The 13,931-nt window shown below is 71.3% G+C and carries 17 protein-coding genes and 1 pseudogene; 9 read left to right on the top strand and 9 right to left on the bottom strand.

All coding sequences use genetic code 11. From position 1 onward, the window contains the following. Together ACE3Q3_RS12650 and ACE3Q3_RS12645 are read left to right on the top strand one after the other, a co-directional pair. Positions 1 to 222 (top strand): annotated as a pseudogene (locus tag ACE3Q3_RS12650) (hypothetical protein); the annotation flags it as partial. Positions 223 to 305: 83 nt separating this feature from the next. Beyond that, positions 306 to 1,361 (top strand): fatty acid desaturase, encoded by a 1,056-nt coding sequence (locus tag ACE3Q3_RS12645; RefSeq protein WP_374446587.1) that lies wholly within the window; start codon positions 306 to 308, stop codon positions 1,359 to 1,361. Positions 1,362 to 1,386: 25 nt separating this feature from the next. On the opposite strand, the gene ACE3Q3_RS12640 is transcribed toward ACE3Q3_RS12645, so the two are convergent. From ACE3Q3_RS12640 to ACE3Q3_RS12625, 4 genes are read right to left on the bottom strand one after another with little or no spacing between them, the layout of a single operon-like run. Continuing rightward, positions 1,387 to 1,749 carry a hypothetical protein gene (locus tag ACE3Q3_RS12640; RefSeq protein WP_374446585.1) on the bottom strand — a complete coding sequence of 121 codons (363 nt, stop codon included), beginning with the start codon at positions 1,747 to 1,749 and terminating at the stop codon, positions 1,387 to 1,389. A 53-nt stretch (positions 1,750 to 1,802) separates the two neighbouring features. Continuing rightward, positions 1,803 to 2,684, bottom strand: a complete 882-nt coding sequence (gene panB / locus ACE3Q3_RS12635) for a 3-methyl-2-oxobutanoate hydroxymethyltransferase (protein WP_374446583.1) — start codon at positions 2,682 to 2,684, stop codon at positions 1,803 to 1,805. A 30-nt stretch (positions 2,685 to 2,714) separates the two neighbouring features. Further along, on the bottom strand, positions 2,715 to 2,915 hold the full coding sequence (locus ACE3Q3_RS12630; RefSeq protein ID WP_374446580.1) for a hypothetical protein: 201 nt from the start codon (positions 2,913 to 2,915) through the stop codon (positions 2,715 to 2,717). Positions 2,916 to 2,920: 5 nt separating this feature from the next. Next, complete coding sequence (locus ACE3Q3_RS12625) at positions 2,921 to 3,700, bottom strand: hypothetical protein (RefSeq protein WP_374446577.1); 780 nt, start codon at positions 3,698 to 3,700, stop codon at positions 2,921 to 2,923. Between the two features lie 97 nt (positions 3,701 to 3,797). Between ACE3Q3_RS12625 and ACE3Q3_RS12620 the strand changes: the two genes are divergently transcribed. The 4 genes from ACE3Q3_RS12620 to ACE3Q3_RS12605 all read left to right on the top strand — a co-directional run bounded on the left by ACE3Q3_RS12620 (position 3,798) and on the right by ACE3Q3_RS12605 (position 6,945). Beyond that, entirely contained in the window at positions 3,798 to 4,292 is a 495-nt protein-coding gene (locus ACE3Q3_RS12620) for a cupin domain-containing protein (RefSeq protein WP_374446575.1), read from the top strand. 200 nt (positions 4,293 to 4,492) lie between these two features. Further along, a complete protein-coding gene (locus ACE3Q3_RS12615) occupies positions 4,493 to 4,906 on the top strand; it encodes a PRC-barrel domain-containing protein (protein WP_374446573.1) in 414 nt (137 codons plus the stop codon). A gap of 154 nt (positions 4,907 to 5,060) precedes the next feature. Next, a complete protein-coding gene (locus tag ACE3Q3_RS12610; RefSeq protein WP_374446571.1) occupies positions 5,061 to 5,972 on the top strand; it encodes a manganese catalase family protein in 912 nt (303 codons plus the stop codon). A 103-nt stretch (positions 5,973 to 6,075) separates the two neighbouring features. Next, a complete protein-coding gene (locus tag ACE3Q3_RS12605; protein ID WP_374446569.1) occupies positions 6,076 to 6,945 on the top strand; it encodes a general stress protein in 870 nt (289 codons plus the stop codon). A 446-nt stretch (positions 6,946 to 7,391) separates the two neighbouring features. On the opposite strand, the gene ACE3Q3_RS12600 is transcribed toward ACE3Q3_RS12605, so the two are convergent. The 5 genes from ACE3Q3_RS12600 to ACE3Q3_RS12580 form a co-directional block, all read right to left on the bottom strand. Further along, positions 7,392 to 7,787, bottom strand: coding sequence for a hypothetical protein (locus tag ACE3Q3_RS12600; protein ID WP_374446567.1), 396 nt, complete (start codon positions 7,785 to 7,787; stop codon positions 7,392 to 7,394). A 527-nt stretch (positions 7,788 to 8,314) separates the two neighbouring features. Further along, entirely contained in the window at positions 8,315 to 8,695 is a 381-nt protein-coding gene (locus tag ACE3Q3_RS12595) for a hypothetical protein (RefSeq protein WP_374446565.1), read from the bottom strand. A gap of 150 nt (positions 8,696 to 8,845) precedes the next feature. Beyond that, entirely contained in the window at positions 8,846 to 9,694 is an 849-nt protein-coding gene (locus ACE3Q3_RS12590; protein ID WP_374446563.1) for an arylamine N-acetyltransferase, read from the bottom strand. Positions 9,695 to 9,769: 75 nt separating this feature from the next. After that, entirely contained in the window at positions 9,770 to 10,444 is a 675-nt protein-coding gene (locus tag ACE3Q3_RS12585; protein WP_374446560.1) for a TetR/AcrR family transcriptional regulator, read from the bottom strand. A gap of 16 nt (positions 10,445 to 10,460) precedes the next feature. Then, entirely contained in the window at positions 10,461 to 10,877 is a 417-nt protein-coding gene (locus tag ACE3Q3_RS12580; RefSeq protein WP_374446557.1) for an ester cyclase, read from the bottom strand. Positions 10,878 to 11,091: 214 nt separating this feature from the next. On the opposite strand from ACE3Q3_RS12580, the gene ACE3Q3_RS12575 reads away from it, so the two are divergent. From ACE3Q3_RS12575 to ACE3Q3_RS12565, 3 genes are all read left to right on the top strand, one after another. Continuing rightward, a complete protein-coding gene (locus tag ACE3Q3_RS12575) occupies positions 11,092 to 12,141 on the top strand; it encodes a phosphotransferase (RefSeq protein ID WP_374446553.1) in 1,050 nt (349 codons plus the stop codon). Between the two features lie 23 nt (positions 12,142 to 12,164). Further along, positions 12,165 to 13,442 (top strand): aspartate aminotransferase family protein, encoded by a 1,278-nt coding sequence (locus ACE3Q3_RS12570; protein ID WP_374446552.1) that lies wholly within the window; start codon positions 12,165 to 12,167, stop codon positions 13,440 to 13,442. 221 nt (positions 13,443 to 13,663) lie between these two features. Continuing rightward, positions 13,664 to 13,885 carry a hypothetical protein gene (locus ACE3Q3_RS12565; protein WP_374446550.1) on the top strand — a complete coding sequence of 74 codons (222 nt, stop codon included), beginning with the start codon at positions 13,664 to 13,666 and terminating at the stop codon, positions 13,883 to 13,885. The last annotated feature ends 46 nt before the right edge of the window (positions 13,886 to 13,931 follow it).

Genomic DNA, 13,931 nt, shown 5'->3' with positions numbered 1-13,931 from the left:
ACCGGCGCGTCCGCATCGGTGGTCTCGGCCCTGACCCCCATCTGCGTCGATCTCTCCAAGCGCGACCCGAAGTTGACCGAGCGCCTGGCGGAGCTCAAGGCGGCCTCTCCCTACCGGCGCGCGGAGATCGTCGCGAACAACGGCTGGGCCACGCCGCCCGGCAGCACCGGACCGGACCGCCGGCTCGCCGACGCCTGCGCCGATCAGCTCATGGCAGGTTAGTCCGCGGCCCGGCCGCCAACTTCTGCGGCGGCCCCGGACCCGGCGTCCGGGGCCGTCTCGCGACCCGACGAGATCGAACGACCATGACCAGCCCGGACGCCGTCCGCGCGGAGCACGCCAGCCTCCGGGCGGCGATGTCCGCATTCCGCCATCCGAGTTTCGCTGCCAGTCTGTGGCAGCTTGCCGACACGTTCGTGCCGCTGCTCGCGATCTTCGCCTTGATGTACTGGAGCGTCGACGCGCTGCCCTACTGGGTGACGCTGCTGTGCGCCATCCCGGCGGCCGGCCTCGTGGTCCGCGTGTTCATCATCCAGCACGATTGCGGTCACGGGGCCTTCTTCCGAAGCCGCTGGGCGAATACCGCGCTGGGGCGAGTGTGCGGCCTGCTGACCTGCACGCCCTACGAGGCGTGGCGGCGACAGCACGCCGGCCATCACGCCGGGTGGAACGACCTCGACCGGCGGGATCTCGGCGTCGACATCTATTCGACCTGCCTGACGATGGCCGAGTATCGCCGGCTGTCGCCGTGGCGCCGGCGTCTCTTTGCCATCTCCCGTCATCCCGTCGTGGCCCAGTTGCTGCTGCCGCCGCTGGTGTTCCTGGTGCTCTATCGCCTGCCGTTCGACATGCCGAGGAACTGGCGGATCGAACGTCGCGCCGTCCAGTTCACCAACCTCGGTCTGCTGGCGATCGTGGTCGCGCTCGGATCGGCGTTCGGGTACCGCGCCGTGGCCCTGGTGCATCTCCCGGTCATGGTGCTGGCGGCGATCGTCGGCGTCTGGCTCTTTTCGGTGCAGCATCGGTTCCCGGGCGTGCTCTGGGAGCGGCACGCCGACTGGAACTTCGTCCGGGCCTCGCTCGAAGGAAGCTCGATGCTGCGACTGCCGAGGCCGCTGCAATGGTTCACCGGCAACATCGGCTTCCATCACGTCCATCATCTCGATCCCCGGATCCCGAACTACCGGCTGGAAGGGTGCCATGCCTCGCACCCCGCCTTTCGCCGAGCGAAGATCCTGTCCCTGCGCGACGGCCTGGGGGCCACCCGCCATGTGCTGTGGGACGAGGATCGCGGAGAGATGGTGCGGCTTCCGCGGGGTGCCCGCGGCCCGCAGTCCGGCGCGGCGGCGACCGGATCCTGACGCGAGGCGCTGCGGGCGCGGTCGCCTAGGCTCCGACCAGGCGGGCGTGGAGCGCCTGGAGCCAGGTGCGGTCCGCGTCCCGGACGGTGCCGGCGGCAAGCTCGCGCGCCATCTCTTCCAGCGTCTCGCGGGAATCCGCCGAGAGGTCGGGGAGGGCGAGGAGGGCGGCGATGCGGCCGGCATCGTCGACCGGCGCGGGCGCGGCCGCGTCGGGGGCGGCCGGCGGCGCCGCCGGCGCCAACAGGTCGTCCCAGCCGAGGCGGGCGGTGGCGAGGATGGCGTCGGCCGCACGCGCGGCCGCCAGCACCGTCTCCTCGTCGTCGCTGCCCAGACGGGCGAGCGCATCGAGGAGACGGGCGCGATCGTAGGGGAATTCGGGTCTCGTCATGGCCCGTCCCTATTATGGACGGGGCCCGCCCCGGTCAATCCGTCGGGGCCGGTTCAGACCTGCTTGCGCTGCTCGACCATGGTCAGGAAGCGGTCGTACTCCTTCTCGTTCACCGTGTAGCTGTGGTCGTCGTCGGGGAAGGAGCCCTCCTTCACTTCCCGGACGTACTGCCGGATGCCGCCGACCGCGACCTCGGTCAGGTTGGTGTAGCGCTTGGTGAACTTGGGCTTGAAGTCGGTAAAGACGCCGAGCAGGTCGTAGCAGAGCAGGATCTGCCCGTCGGTGCCGACGCCGGCGCCGATGCCGATGGTCGGGATCGTCAGCTGCTTCGAGATGACGGCGGCGATCTTCGCCGGCACCGCCTCGAATTCCAGCATGAAGCAGCCGGCTTCCTCGATCGCCAGCGCGTCCTCCAGGATCTTCATCGCCGCCTCGGCCGTCCGGCCCTGGATGCGGAAGCCGCCGAACATGGCGATCGTGTGCGGCGTCAGCCCGATGTGGGATGCGGTCGGAATGCCGGCATCGACGATCGCCTTGAGGATGTGCGCCTGGCTCTTGCCGCCCTGCGGCTTGACCGCATCGCACCCCGCCTCCTGCATGAAGCGGGTGGCGTTGACGAGCGCCCGGTCGACGCTGTTGTAGCTCTGGTAGGGCATGCAGCCGAGGACGAAGGTGTTGGGCGCTCCGCGGCGCACGGCCAGCGAGTGCATCACCATCATGTCCATGGTGGCGGGGATGGTGCTGGGGTGGCCGTGCGCCACCATCGCCAGCGAATCGCCGACGACGGCGACGTCGACGCCCGCCATCTCGGCCCAGCGGGCCGAGGTGTAGTCGGGCACCGACATGTAGACCATCTTCTCGCCGGTCGCCTTGGAATCGCGGATTTCGGTGATGGTGCGCTTCTTGCGCTCCTCGGGTTTCGCCGCCTCGGCCATCGCGTTTCGCTCCCTGGTTTCGTTGTCGGTCTAGAGATCGGCGAGACGGATGTAGCCGCCGACCGCGGCGGCCACCGCCAGCCCCGTCACGGTGGCGCCGGTGCCGGCCCAGCCGGCCTCGCCCGTCACCAGCATCCACAGGATGAATACGCCGATCGCGATCACGAAGCCGCCGACCAGCGAGGCGATGTTGCGCTTGAGGCCGGGTTCCGGCCCGGGATGGGTCGCCATCGCCGTCACCTCCCCGCCATCGCCGCGGCGGCGGCGTCGGCCGGCCTGCGGTCGCGCGCGCTCGCCCGGACCTTCTTCAGGTCGCGGCGGACATGCTTGGTCGAATAGCCGTTGAAGACGTGCCCGAGGACGCTGCGGTCGAGGTCGCTGGTGCGGAAGAGGGCGTCGGCGATCGGGTAGGTGAGGTTGAAGTTGCGCTCCATCATGATCGCCGGGTTGTGGTGGGCGACGTGGTGGCGGCGCAGCGAGTTCACGATCGGGATGCGGCGGACGATGCGGTCGTCCTTGACGTGACAGCACCAGTGGAAGAGCTCGTAGTTGAGGTAGAGCGCCGTGTTGGTGATGAGCAGCAGCCAGCCGGCGTCGGGCAGCCCGGCACGGTTCAGGATCCAGGCCGGCACCACCGACATCGCCATGAAGGTGATGAGGGCGTAGGGCGGGAAGAAGGTGATGCGGAAGTCGCGCGTCGAATCGATCGCCGGCTCCTCCTCGGTGAAGAACTGGTGGTGCGCCAGCGTGTGCCGCTTGTAGATGCCCATGAAGCCCTTGATCGGGCGGTGCATGACGTAGCGGTGCAGCCACCACTCGAAGATGTTGGCGAGCGTGAAGGCGACCGGGACGATCAGCCACTCGTACCAGGCGGGGCTGCCGATCTGCTGGGCGAAGTACCAGATCCCGGCGAAGCCGATGCCGTAGATCATCGCGACATGGGCGAGGCCGCTGTACCAGGGCGAGACGCGGCGGCGGAAGTCGGCCCGGAAGGCCGCCTGGCGCTGGCTCATCATGAGGAAGGTCCTCCCTTCGGGTGTCGGTCGGGATCTAATATATCAGTGGTATGCGACTCCCGGGAAGGGGACGTCGCGATCGCGGGGGAGGTGCCGGATGACCGTCGTTCGCTCCGGGCAGTTCATCGTCGAGGAGGCCGGCGGCGACGGCGCGTGTGGCCCCAGCCGGACGCTGTGGGTCGGCGAGGCCGGGGGGCTGACCCAGTTCGGCGCCTTCATCGAGATCCTGCCGCCGGGATCGCGATCCTCGCTGAAGCACTGGCACGGCGCCGAGGACGAGATGGTCTATGTCCTGGACGGCCAGGTCACCGTGGTCGAAGGCGACGCCGAGACGTTGCTCGGTCCTGGCGACGCGGCGACCTTCCGCGCCGGCGTGCCGGTCGGCCATTTCCTGGAGAATCGCGGCTCGGAGCCGACGCGCTGCCTCGTCGTCGGTACGCGCGCGTCCGTCGACCGGATCGTCTATCCCGACCATGACCGGATCTGCCACCGCGACCGTGCCTTGCCGGACGACATCTGGACGGATGGACAGGGTCGACCGGCATCCAACCCCTATCGCGACGCCGTGACGCCGCTGGCCCGGCGCTCATGAACGGACCGCGGTCGCCGGCTGTCGCGCTGGCCGCCGAGGGGTGGAGCCGGCCGGCCACCGCGAGCGAAGCATCAGCGCCGCGGGGGAGCGCCATGAGGGCGGCCCGGCATCCTGGCGCCCTGGTCCACGCCACCGGCCGCCGGGAACCGCCCGGTGCCGGGCCTGTTGTCCCGACATCCTCCATCGCACAGGAGCATGTCATGGACAGGCACGAAACGACGGTCACCGGCGCCCCCACCGACGACCGGGGCCGCATCGAGACCGACGAGACCCTCGACCTCATCGCCTCGGACAAGGTCGAAGGGACCCCCGTCTACAACCTCGCCGGCGAGCGGCTGGGCTCGGTCTACAATTTCATGGTCGACAAGCGCTCGGGTCGGGTGGCCTACGCGGTGATGTCGTTCGGCGGCTTCCTCGGGATCGGCCGCGAGTACCACCCGCTGCCGTGGCAGGTGCTGACCTACGACCCGCACCAGGGCGGCTATGTCGTCGACATCGACGCCGACCGGCTCCGCGGCGCGCCCACGTACGACGCCGGAACGCCGCCGTGGGGCGACCCGGCCTACGGGCGTCGCGTCTACGACTATTACGGGATCGCCTATCCCTACGTCTGACGGCGGAGGGTCGGCCGGCCGGCGGGCGGAGGGGCGCAAGCTCCCTCCGCCCGTCGCGCATCGGGGGCCCGGCGGAACATCTGCCCTGTCCCACTGTTGGCGAGGACAGGAGGGCCGGATCGGCCGGTCGCCATCAGCAAGAGGACCCTGCCGGATGTTCATGCACAACAAGCGATTGATGTACACGGTCCGCGTCGCGGAGCCGAACCCTGCACTTGCCACCCTGATGCTCGAGCAGTTCGGCGGCCCGCAGGGCGAGCTCGCCGCGGCGATGCGCTACTTCACCCAGGCGCTGGCCGAGGAGGATCCCGGGCGCCGGGACATGCTGTTCGACATCGCCACCGAGGAACTCAGCCACCTCGAGGTCATCGGCTCGATCGTCGCGATGCTGAACCGCGGCATCAAGGGCCAGATGGCCGAGGCGGCGATGACCGAGGCCGAGCTCTACATGGCGCTCAACCGGGGCGGCGAGAGCCACACCACCGCGGTGCTCTTCGGCGGCGCTCCCGCCCTCGTCAACTCCGCCGGGGTTCCCTGGACGGCGGCCTACATCGATTCGATCGGCGACCCGACCTGCGATCTCCGCTCCAACATCGCAGCCGAATCCCGCGCCAAGATCGTCTACGAGCGGCTCATCAACGTCACCGACGATCCCGGCATCAAGGAGGCGCTCGGTTTCCTCATGACGCGCGAAGTGGCGCACCAGAAGTCGTTCGAGAAGGCGCTCTATTCGATCCAGCCGAACTTCCCGCCGGGCAAGCTGCCGGGCGACGGGAAATACACCGACAAGTACTACAACCTGTCGCAGGGCAGCGGCGACGCCCGCGGTCCCTGGAACAGCGGCGACCAGTGGGAACGGATCGACGATCCCGAGCGGCAGATGGCGGTCGACGGCGGCGACGGTCAGGCCAGCGTCCAGCTCTCCGCCGCCGACGAGGCGACGGTCATCGCCATGGCCGAGCGCATGGCCTCGACCCCGGACGATCCGGTCACCGGCGCCGAGCTCGGCGCCGGCCCCGGGGCCGGGCGAACCCGCCGGACGAACGGCGCCGACGCGCGGCCGTAGGTTCGCGCCCCGGAGCGCCGCGTCACGCCGCCGCCGCGGCCGAGGTGCGAACGAGGGGCCGGCGCTTCCGGGCGCCGGCCCCTGCCGCGTGGGAGGAACGCACATGCCGGACGAACCCCTGGCGCAGATCCTGCTGGTCTTCGTGCTGCCCCTGTGGATGGCCGCGGGCTTCGCCGACTGGCTGTGCCATCGCGCCAGCGCCATCGAGCGGACGGCGGGGCCCGGCGAATCCCTCCTCCACCTGCTGATGCTGGCCGAGATCGGCGTGCCGCTGCTCGCCGGGCTGCTGCTCGAGATCAACGCCCTCGTCCTGGTGGTCGCAATCGTCGCCTGGATCCTCCATGAGGCGACCGCGTTCTGGGACCTCCGCTTCGCCGCCGGCCGCCGCCAGGTCTCCCCGGTCGAGCAGCATGTCCACAGCTATCTCGGCGTGCTGCCGCTGCTGACCCTGCTGGCGGTCATCGCCCTGCACTGGGATCGGTTCGCGGCGCTCTTCGGATCGGGCAGCGAGCCGGCCGACTTCGCGTGGCGCTGGAAGGTCGAGCCGCTGCCGCCGCTCCTCGTTCTCGGCCTGCTGGCGGCGGTCCTTCTCTTCGCCGTCCTGCCCTATGCCGAAGAGCTGTGGCGGGGCCTGCGCGCGCGCCGCGCGGTCCAGCTGCGCCTTCCGTTAAATGCCGTCCATGCGCGCGTGCGCCGAGGAACTCCGGCCCCAGGGCCCGGTTGGACCCAGTACCTCCGTGCGAGAGGTGCAACAGCAAGAGGAGATCTACCGATGGCTCAGGACCGCAACCAGGACCAGGGGAACCGCCAGCACCAGCAGGGCAATCCCGGCAATTTCGCCAACGACCGCGAGCGCGCGTCCGAGGCGGGCCGCAAGGGCGGCCACGAGAGCGGCGGGAACTTCGCCAACGACCGCGAACGTGCCTCCGAGGCCGGGCGCAAGGGCGGCCAGTCGTCCGGTCAGCAGCGCTAGCCGGGCCGCATGGAGCGGCCGACGGCGGCGGGGCAATCCCCCGCCGCCGTACCCGCGGATGTCGCCGCGCTCCATCGTGGCGATCCGGCCATCGAAGATGAGGAAGTCCGCGCCGCCGCCGGCTGGCCGCGACCCCGCGAATTGCGGTCGCTTCCTGCCGGCGCGATCTACGGAGGCGCCACCGGCATCGCGGCGGGCGTGGTCGTTGCCGCGCTGTCGTTGCTGCTGCCGATCGGCGTGGGGACGCTGGCGGACGTCCTTCGCCTCGTCGTCGGCCTCGCCGTCGCCGGCACCGCCGCCGGGGCGCTTACCGGGCTCAGCCTCGACGAGCGCCCGGCCAGCGCGCGTGGCGGCCGACCCATGACGCACCTTCAGGTCACGGACGCTGGGGCCACGGACGCTCGGGCCACGAACGCTCGGGCCACGAACGCTCGGGCCACGAACGCTCAGGCCGCCGCCGCCGACTCCAGCAGCTCGATGGCGTCGACCCCGCAATCGACGAGGCGGACGGCCTCGCGGACGTCGAGCAGCGGCTCGCCGTCGCGGCCGAAGCCGACGATCTCGCCCAGGAGCAGGTAGATCGGGCGGCCTTCCCGCCGGCACTCCTCCAGCTTGTTGCGTGTCGCCTGCCGGTCGAGGTCGGCGCCGAGAATCGCGACCCGGTCGTCCTTCAGGATCGCCGGATAGCAGCACAATCCGGGATAGGTGCAGTCGGCGATGCTGTCATAGGAGCGGCCGCCCGGCGGCGGCTCCCCGAGGTGGATGAAGTGGATCGCGCCGTCGCCGAGGGCGTCGCGGCATCGCAGGGTTGCCGCTTCGCCACCCGCGGGACCGCCGCCCATCTCAGGACTGCCCGGCGGGAGGCGGGCCGGCGCGGCGCCGGTCCGGATCGGCGCCGACGGGCATGGTCGCCGCCACTGCTCCGTGCCCGTTCTCCTCCGCTCGCCCCGGGGGCCGGCCCTCGGCATGGCGGACGCCGGAGGTGCGCCGGGCGATCTTCTCCTGCCTGTCCATCTTCGTCCTCCTAGTGGCGTTCGACGTCGTCGCGCTGCACATCGCCGCCATGCTTTTCGATGCGGCCGCGATCTCCCTCTCGGCCGCCGTCCTGGCACCGGTCGACGTGCTGGTTCTGGCGCGCGATCGTGCGCCGATGGGGGGTGGGCTCGCGATCGGCCGACGGCGGTTCGGCGGGCCGGGCGACGCCGCCCGGCAGGGTGCTGCCGAACGGGCCGCCTTGCGGCTGCGGCGGCGTCGATCGCGGCTGGTCTCGTCGCGGACGGTCTGGCATCGCGGGATCTCCAATCGGTGGCTGTCCAGTGGAACCCGGCGCCGCGTGGCCTGTTCCACGCGCCGGCGTCGCGGCCGCCGCTCAGCGTCGGGTGCGCCGCCGGTCCGGAGCGCCGCTGCCCGTACCGGAGAAGGCGGGGCCGGAGAAGGCGGGCGGGTCGCAGGCGTCCATGCTCTCGAGCACCGCCTCGTCGACCTTCTCGTCGTCGCGCATTGGCCGGCCGAGCTCGGTCGGGTCCGGCGGCAGCCCCGTGGAGCCGGCGACCGTCCCCTGGAGGCCGGAGGTGCCGGCCTCCCGGTAGCCGGGCGCGGGCCGCTCCGCTTCGAGTTCGATGCGGGCGCGCCGGACATACTCCGCCTCGGCGCCCTCCGGCCGCCCGTCATCCTCCCACATCATCCGCGCGAGGTTGCAGACGGGCTCGCCCTGCCTCGCCCACGCGATGGCAAACGGATCGGTACGCATCGACCTTCTCCCGTGCTAGCGGTCGGCCAGTAGGTGTCCCGGCAGAACCGGCCGGCCAGGGTCGGAGTTCCCGGGAGAAGGAACCGTCGGACCAGCGGCCGGTCGAGTCCGGACCGATCCCGTCGACGGGCGGCCGGCGCGTGGGGCCGATCACGCGGCTTCGGTCCGCTCCCGGGCGGCCATGACCTTGTCCCAGACCTCCCGGGGCCGGGGGAGATCGACGGCGAACACCGCTTCCAGCACGGCGGCGAATTCGTCGGCGCCGCGGAGTTGCCGCTCGTCCGCCCGGCCGGGGGTGGTCCGGCGCAGCCGGTCGCCGTGCAGCGAGACGTACCCCTCGCCCGTGTGGCGGAACAGCGCCAGGCTGCCGGTGAAGGGCGACGCCGGATCGCCCGACAGCCAGCGATGGGCCGCCGCGATGGAGCGTTCGTCGCGGCCGCCCGGGCGGAAGTCGAAGCTGCGGGCCATGCCTTGCGGGTGGTTCTCGAAACGCAGCCATCCGTCCTCGGGCGCGACCAGGGCGAAGTCGAACCCGCGCTGGCGGATCGGCCCGACGGCCATCGGCACCGGCTCGACGATGGCATCGGCGAGCCCCGCCTCGGCGAGGTAGGGTCGGTCGAGGTCGACCTGCAGCGTCAGGTGGTTGCCGGTCGCGCCGTCGCCGAGCCGCTGGCGTTCGACGGCGCCGCAGAGGCGGGTGACCCGGAAGCCGAGCGCGGCGAGCGCCGCACCCATGAGACCGTTCATCTCGTAGCACCAGCCGCCGCGCCGGCCCTCGACCATCTTGGCGAAGGCGTCCTGCGGGTCGACGGTGGACGGCCATCCCATGAACGCATCCAGCGCCTCCCAGGCGAAGGTCCGGAGATGGGCGCGGTGAATGGCGGTCAGCGTCTCGATGCCGGCGTCGAGGGGTGGCGACAGGCCGAGGCGCGCGAGGTAGGCATCGAGCTGCCGGGGCGTCAGCGCCGGGGTCTCCTCGTGCGTCGGGGGCGGGCTCATCGGTCGGTCTCCTGGCGAGGTGCGCAACGGCCCCCGCGCCAATCCGCAGGGGCTTCCGGCGGATGCCGTGCCGGGTCAGTCGCGGGATGCGGACCTTCCGTTCGGTCGCCCGCGTCGGCCGCCGGCCCCGGGGGCGCGGCCGGTGCCGACCGCCGGGCGGGCTTCGGCCGCGGCGGCCTCGACCAGCGCCCGGATGGCCCAATGCTTGACGCGGCGGGCGTCGGCGTCGTCGAGCCGCAGCACGTCCTTGCCGACGACCACCCCCTCCGGGCCGACGATGAGCGCCAGGGCCTTGCCCAAGGTCGCCAGCCGTTCCTTGCCGAGCCGGCCGCGCAGCGGTGCCAGCGCGGCCTCGATCAACGGCATGCGACGGTTCTGCCGGACCGTCGTCCCGCCCTGCGGGCGGTCCGTGATCGCCTGCTGGAGGGAATGGACCAGCACCATCCGGAGCGCCGCCTCGTTGGCGAGGACAACGTCGTGCAGCACCGTGTCGACGAGCTGCATGCGGGCGACGGGGTCGGTCTCGGAGACGTCGCGGAACAGCGCTTCGGGCTCGGGCGTCGCGATGTCGAGCGCCGCCTCGAAGAGCAGCGCGTCGACGTTGGGGAAGTAGCGGTAGGCCGTCGCCCGCGACACCAGAGCTTCCGCGGCGATCTCCTCCAGGCTCGGCTTGCGGCCCAGCCGGGTCAGCCGCGCCGCGGCCTCCAGGAGATCCTTGCGCGTGCGGCGGCGCTGGTTGGGACGGCCCATGCCGCCGGCCATCGCGTCACGCCTGCGGCAGCTGGCGGATGATCGCAGCGAGATCGATCCACACGTTCTCGCGGCCGACGTCGCCGCCATCGGCGAACTCGACGACATGGAGCAGGCGGAATTCCAGCGGCCGGTCCTTGCCCTCCAGACCGAACGGGCGTCCCGATGCCCGGCCGCTCCACACGGACTCGTCGACCAGGAACCGGTCGCCGTAGAGACGCTTCACGCACGTCACCCTGCCGTCGGCGAGGTCGGCGAAGAGCGCCTCGTAGAACGCGCGCGCCGCCTCGCGCCCGCGGGTCGGGCCGCCGGGCGAGCCGACGATGTCGTGCTCGACGTCGGGGGCCAGGGTCGCCAGCACGCCCTCGACATCGTCGCGCGCCTCGAATGCGAAATGTTCGTCAATCTTCCGGTCCATCTCTTCGCGGGTCATCGTCGTCTCCCGTGGGCGGGTTCTCGTGATACCAACGGCTTTTAATGAGACAAATATCTCATTGCAATATCAAAATGTCGTTATGGGATGAGTCTCTCTTCGTGCCGCGGGGCGGATCACCGCCTGCCTTGAACTCGGGGCGCCGCCTATGCTCGACTGTCGCCGCGATCCGGACGCTCGCGTCGCCGGACATGCCGGTGACGAGGCCGAAGCGATGACAGCGCCGTCCGCGATCTTCGATGTGATGACCATCCGCGCCCCGGCGGTGCCGACCGCCGCCGCCGAAGAGGTCGCCTCGTCGCTATGGGGGGTGCGCGCGAAGGCGCGCCCGCTGTCGGGGGAACGCGACGCGAATTTCCGCCTGCTGGCCGCCGACGGGCGGCAGTTCGTGCTCAAGTTCGCCAACCCGGCCGAGGATGCGGGGTTCCGGGACATGCAGGTCTCGGCGCTCCGCCATGTCGCCCGTACCGACCCGGATCTCGCCGTGCCGCGGGTCGTCGATCTGCCGGACGGAAGGGCGGAGGCCGCGGTCGTGGTACCGGGCGGGGCCGTCTGCCATGCGCGGCTGCTGTCCTGGATCGACGGCGTTCCGGTCGGCCAGTCGGAGCGCAGCGCCGGCCAGAGGGCCGCCTCGGGCGCGTTCCTCGCCCGCCTCCAGGCGGCGCTCGCCGGCTTCGCGCACCCGGCGGCGGACACGCGCATCGTCTGGGACCTGGCGCACTCGCTGGCCATGCGCGAGGTGGCGGACGTGCTTCCGAGCGTGGTGCGCGACGCCCTGCTGGCGATTCTCGACGCGTTCGAGGCCGAGGTGACGCCGATCCAGCCGCACCTGCGCCGCCAAGTCGTCCACAACGACTTCAACCACGCCAACATCCTGGTCGAGCCGGGGGCGCACGACCGTATCGCCGGCGTCATCGATTTCGGCGACATGGCGGAGACGGCCGTCGTCTTCGACGTCGCCATCGCCGCCCATTCCCAGAAGGGCGGCGACATGCCGATTGCCGAGGCCGCGGGCCACATGCTGCGCCGCTACCACGCCCTCCGCCCGCTGCTGCCGGAGGAGATCGCCATCCTGCCGCTGCTGATGGCGACGCGCGCCGTCATGGCGGTCACGCTCGCCTGCTATCATCATCACGCGCAGCCGGACAACGACCACTACAAATCATCGCTGGACCGCATCGGGGACCGTCTGAAGCTGGTCGCCGAACTGCGCTCGCCGGAGGTTGCCCGATCCCTGCGCCGCGCCTGCGGCGCGACGAACTGACGCTCGAGAGGAGTCCTCACCCGATGTCTGCCGAACTTCTGGCCCGGCGCGACCGGGTCCTGGGCGCCGGCGCGCCGCTCTTCTACACGACGCCGCTGCATCTGGTGCGCGGCGAGGGCGTCTATCTCTACGATCCGGACGGCCGCCGCTACGTCGACATGTACAACAACGTGCCCTGCGTCGGGCACGCCAACCCCGCTGTCGTCGAGGCGATGGCGCGCCAGCAGGGCACCCTCAACGTCCACAGCCGCTATCTTCACGAGGGCATCCTGGAGTTCGCCGAGCGCTTGGTCGGGCTGCACGGTCCGAACGTCGAGAGCGTCGTCGTCAGCTGCTCCGGCACCGAGGCGATCGAGGTCGCCCTGCGCATGGCCCGGGTCGCCACCGGCCGGCAGGGCATCGTCTGCACCAACGCCACCTACCACGGCAACAGCGAGGCCGTGGGCAAGCTGACGCGGCTCGCGGTCGGGCAGAACGCCAGCCCGGAGGTGCGGTCGTTCCCCTTCCCCGAGACCTACCGCCCGATCGTCGAGGGCGCGAGCGAAGCCGAGTTGTGCGACGCCTATCTGGCCCGGCTGGAGGAGGCCATCCGCAGCCTCCAGGCGAGCCCCGAGGGTTTCGCCGGGCTGATCCTGTGCTCGATCCTCGCCAACGAGGGGCTGCCCGACATTCCGTCGGGTTTCATGGCGCGCGCGGCCGAGATGGCGCGGGCGGCGGGCGGCGTCGTCATCGCCGACGAGGTCCAGGCCGGCTACTGCCGCACCGGCACCTGGTGGGGCTACACCGTCACCGGCTATACGCCCGACATCGTCGTCACCGGCAAGCCGATGGGCAACGGGCTGCCGCTCGCGGCGACCGCCGCAAGCAAGGCCCTGGTGGACGGGTTCCGCGCCCGCACCCGGTACTTCAACACCTTCGCCTCCAGCCCCCTCCAGGCCGCGGTCGGGCTGGCCGTCATCGACTATATCGAGCGCGAGAAGCTGGCCGACAGCGTCGCCGCGGTCGGTGCCCATCTCGAGGCCGGCCTCGACGCGCGGGCCCCGGCCTACGGCTTCATCGGCGACGTGCGCGGCTGCGGGCTCTTCCTCGGCGTCGAGATCGTCCACGACGACGGCGCCAGAACGCCCGATCCCGAGCGCGCGGTCGCGATCGTCGACGCGCTCAAGGACCGGGGATTCCTCACCAGCAATGCGGGAGCCTTCCGCAATGTGCTGAAGTTCCGGCCGCCCCTGGTGTTCCGCCAGGAACATGCCGACGCGTTCCTCGCAGCGTTCGACGACGTGCTGGCGGCACAGGCCTGACCGCCGGGCCGGAGATTCGGGGCGGCATCCCGTTCCGGTCCATTGCTGCTCCTTATGGTTGCAGGCGGGATGGAGTCATATCGGGCCAGATCGGTGTCGAAAGCGGTCGACGCGGGGTAGGGGGCTCGGCTTTGCTGCCGTCGTCCGGCCTCGGGCGGCCCGTGCCTCCAGTTCGCGGACCGGCCCGTCGCCTCCACCCCCCGGGAGACGCGAGGCCCACGATGAACCAGAAGACCGGAACCGTCAGCCAGTTCCGCTCCGCCCCCTGCCCCAAGTGCGGCGGACGCATGGACCTCAGCCGCCGCGAGCCGCACCCGACGCTCGGCCTGCCCAGCGAGTTGCGCAGCTATCGCTGCGCCGCCTGCGACCATGCGGTGGCCGACGAGGCGATCGAGCCCGGCAGCTTCCTCCTCGGTCGCCGGGTGGCCGCCGCACGACCCTAGCGCCGCGCGGCAGCGGCCCCCGTCAGTTCAGGCCCGTCAGTTCAGG

Origin of the sequence: Allostella sp., from assembly GCF_041913585.1 — a bacterium.
GTDB lineage: Bacteria > Pseudomonadota > Alphaproteobacteria > ATCC43930 > Allostellaceae > Allostella.
Note: the sequence above shows the minus strand (reverse complement) of the source record. Positions and strands in the feature narration are given on the sequence as shown.

What these genes read in the sequence shown, in the direction of transcription:
- ACE3Q3_RS12645 (WP_374446587.1), top strand. Translation starts at nt 306, where the DNA reads ATGACCAGCCCGGACGCCGTCCGCGCGGAGCACGCCAGCCTCCGGGCG.
- ACE3Q3_RS12640 (WP_374446585.1), bottom strand. Translation starts at nt 1,749, where the DNA reads ATGACGAGACCCGAATTCCCCTACGATCGCGCCCGTCTCCTCGATGCG.
- panB (WP_374446583.1), bottom strand. Translation starts at nt 2,684, where the DNA reads ATGGCCGAGGCGGCGAAACCCGAGGAGCGCAAGAAGCGCACCATCACC.
- ACE3Q3_RS12630 (WP_374446580.1), bottom strand. Translation starts at nt 2,915, where the DNA reads ATGGCGACCCATCCCGGGCCGGAACCCGGCCTCAAGCGCAACATCGCC.
- ACE3Q3_RS12625 (WP_374446577.1), bottom strand. Translation starts at nt 3,700, where the DNA reads ATGATGAGCCAGCGCCAGGCGGCCTTCCGGGCCGACTTCCGCCGCCGC.
- ACE3Q3_RS12620 (WP_374446575.1), top strand. Translation starts at nt 3,798, where the DNA reads ATGACCGTCGTTCGCTCCGGGCAGTTCATCGTCGAGGAGGCCGGCGGC.
- ACE3Q3_RS12615 (WP_374446573.1), top strand. Translation starts at nt 4,493, where the DNA reads ATGGACAGGCACGAAACGACGGTCACCGGCGCCCCCACCGACGACCGG.
- ACE3Q3_RS12610 (WP_374446571.1), top strand. Translation starts at nt 5,061, where the DNA reads ATGTTCATGCACAACAAGCGATTGATGTACACGGTCCGCGTCGCGGAG.
- ACE3Q3_RS12605 (WP_374446569.1), top strand. Translation starts at nt 6,076, where the DNA reads ATGCCGGACGAACCCCTGGCGCAGATCCTGCTGGTCTTCGTGCTGCCC.
- ACE3Q3_RS12600 (WP_374446567.1), bottom strand. Translation starts at nt 7,787, where the DNA reads ATGGGCGGCGGTCCCGCGGGTGGCGAAGCGGCAACCCTGCGATGCCGC.
- ACE3Q3_RS12595 (WP_374446565.1), bottom strand. Translation starts at nt 8,695, where the DNA reads ATGCGTACCGATCCGTTTGCCATCGCGTGGGCGAGGCAGGGCGAGCCC.
- ACE3Q3_RS12590 (WP_374446563.1), bottom strand. Translation starts at nt 9,694, where the DNA reads ATGAGCCCGCCCCCGACGCACGAGGAGACCCCGGCGCTGACGCCCCGG.
- ACE3Q3_RS12585 (WP_374446560.1), bottom strand. Translation starts at nt 10,444, where the DNA reads ATGGGCCGTCCCAACCAGCGCCGCCGCACGCGCAAGGATCTCCTGGAG.
- ACE3Q3_RS12580 (WP_374446557.1), bottom strand. Translation starts at nt 10,877, where the DNA reads ATGACCCGCGAAGAGATGGACCGGAAGATTGACGAACATTTCGCATTC.
- ACE3Q3_RS12575 (WP_374446553.1), top strand. Translation starts at nt 11,092, where the DNA reads ATGACAGCGCCGTCCGCGATCTTCGATGTGATGACCATCCGCGCCCCG.
- ACE3Q3_RS12570 (WP_374446552.1), top strand. Translation starts at nt 12,165, where the DNA reads ATGTCTGCCGAACTTCTGGCCCGGCGCGACCGGGTCCTGGGCGCCGGC.
- ACE3Q3_RS12565 (WP_374446550.1), top strand. Translation starts at nt 13,664, where the DNA reads ATGAACCAGAAGACCGGAACCGTCAGCCAGTTCCGCTCCGCCCCCTGC.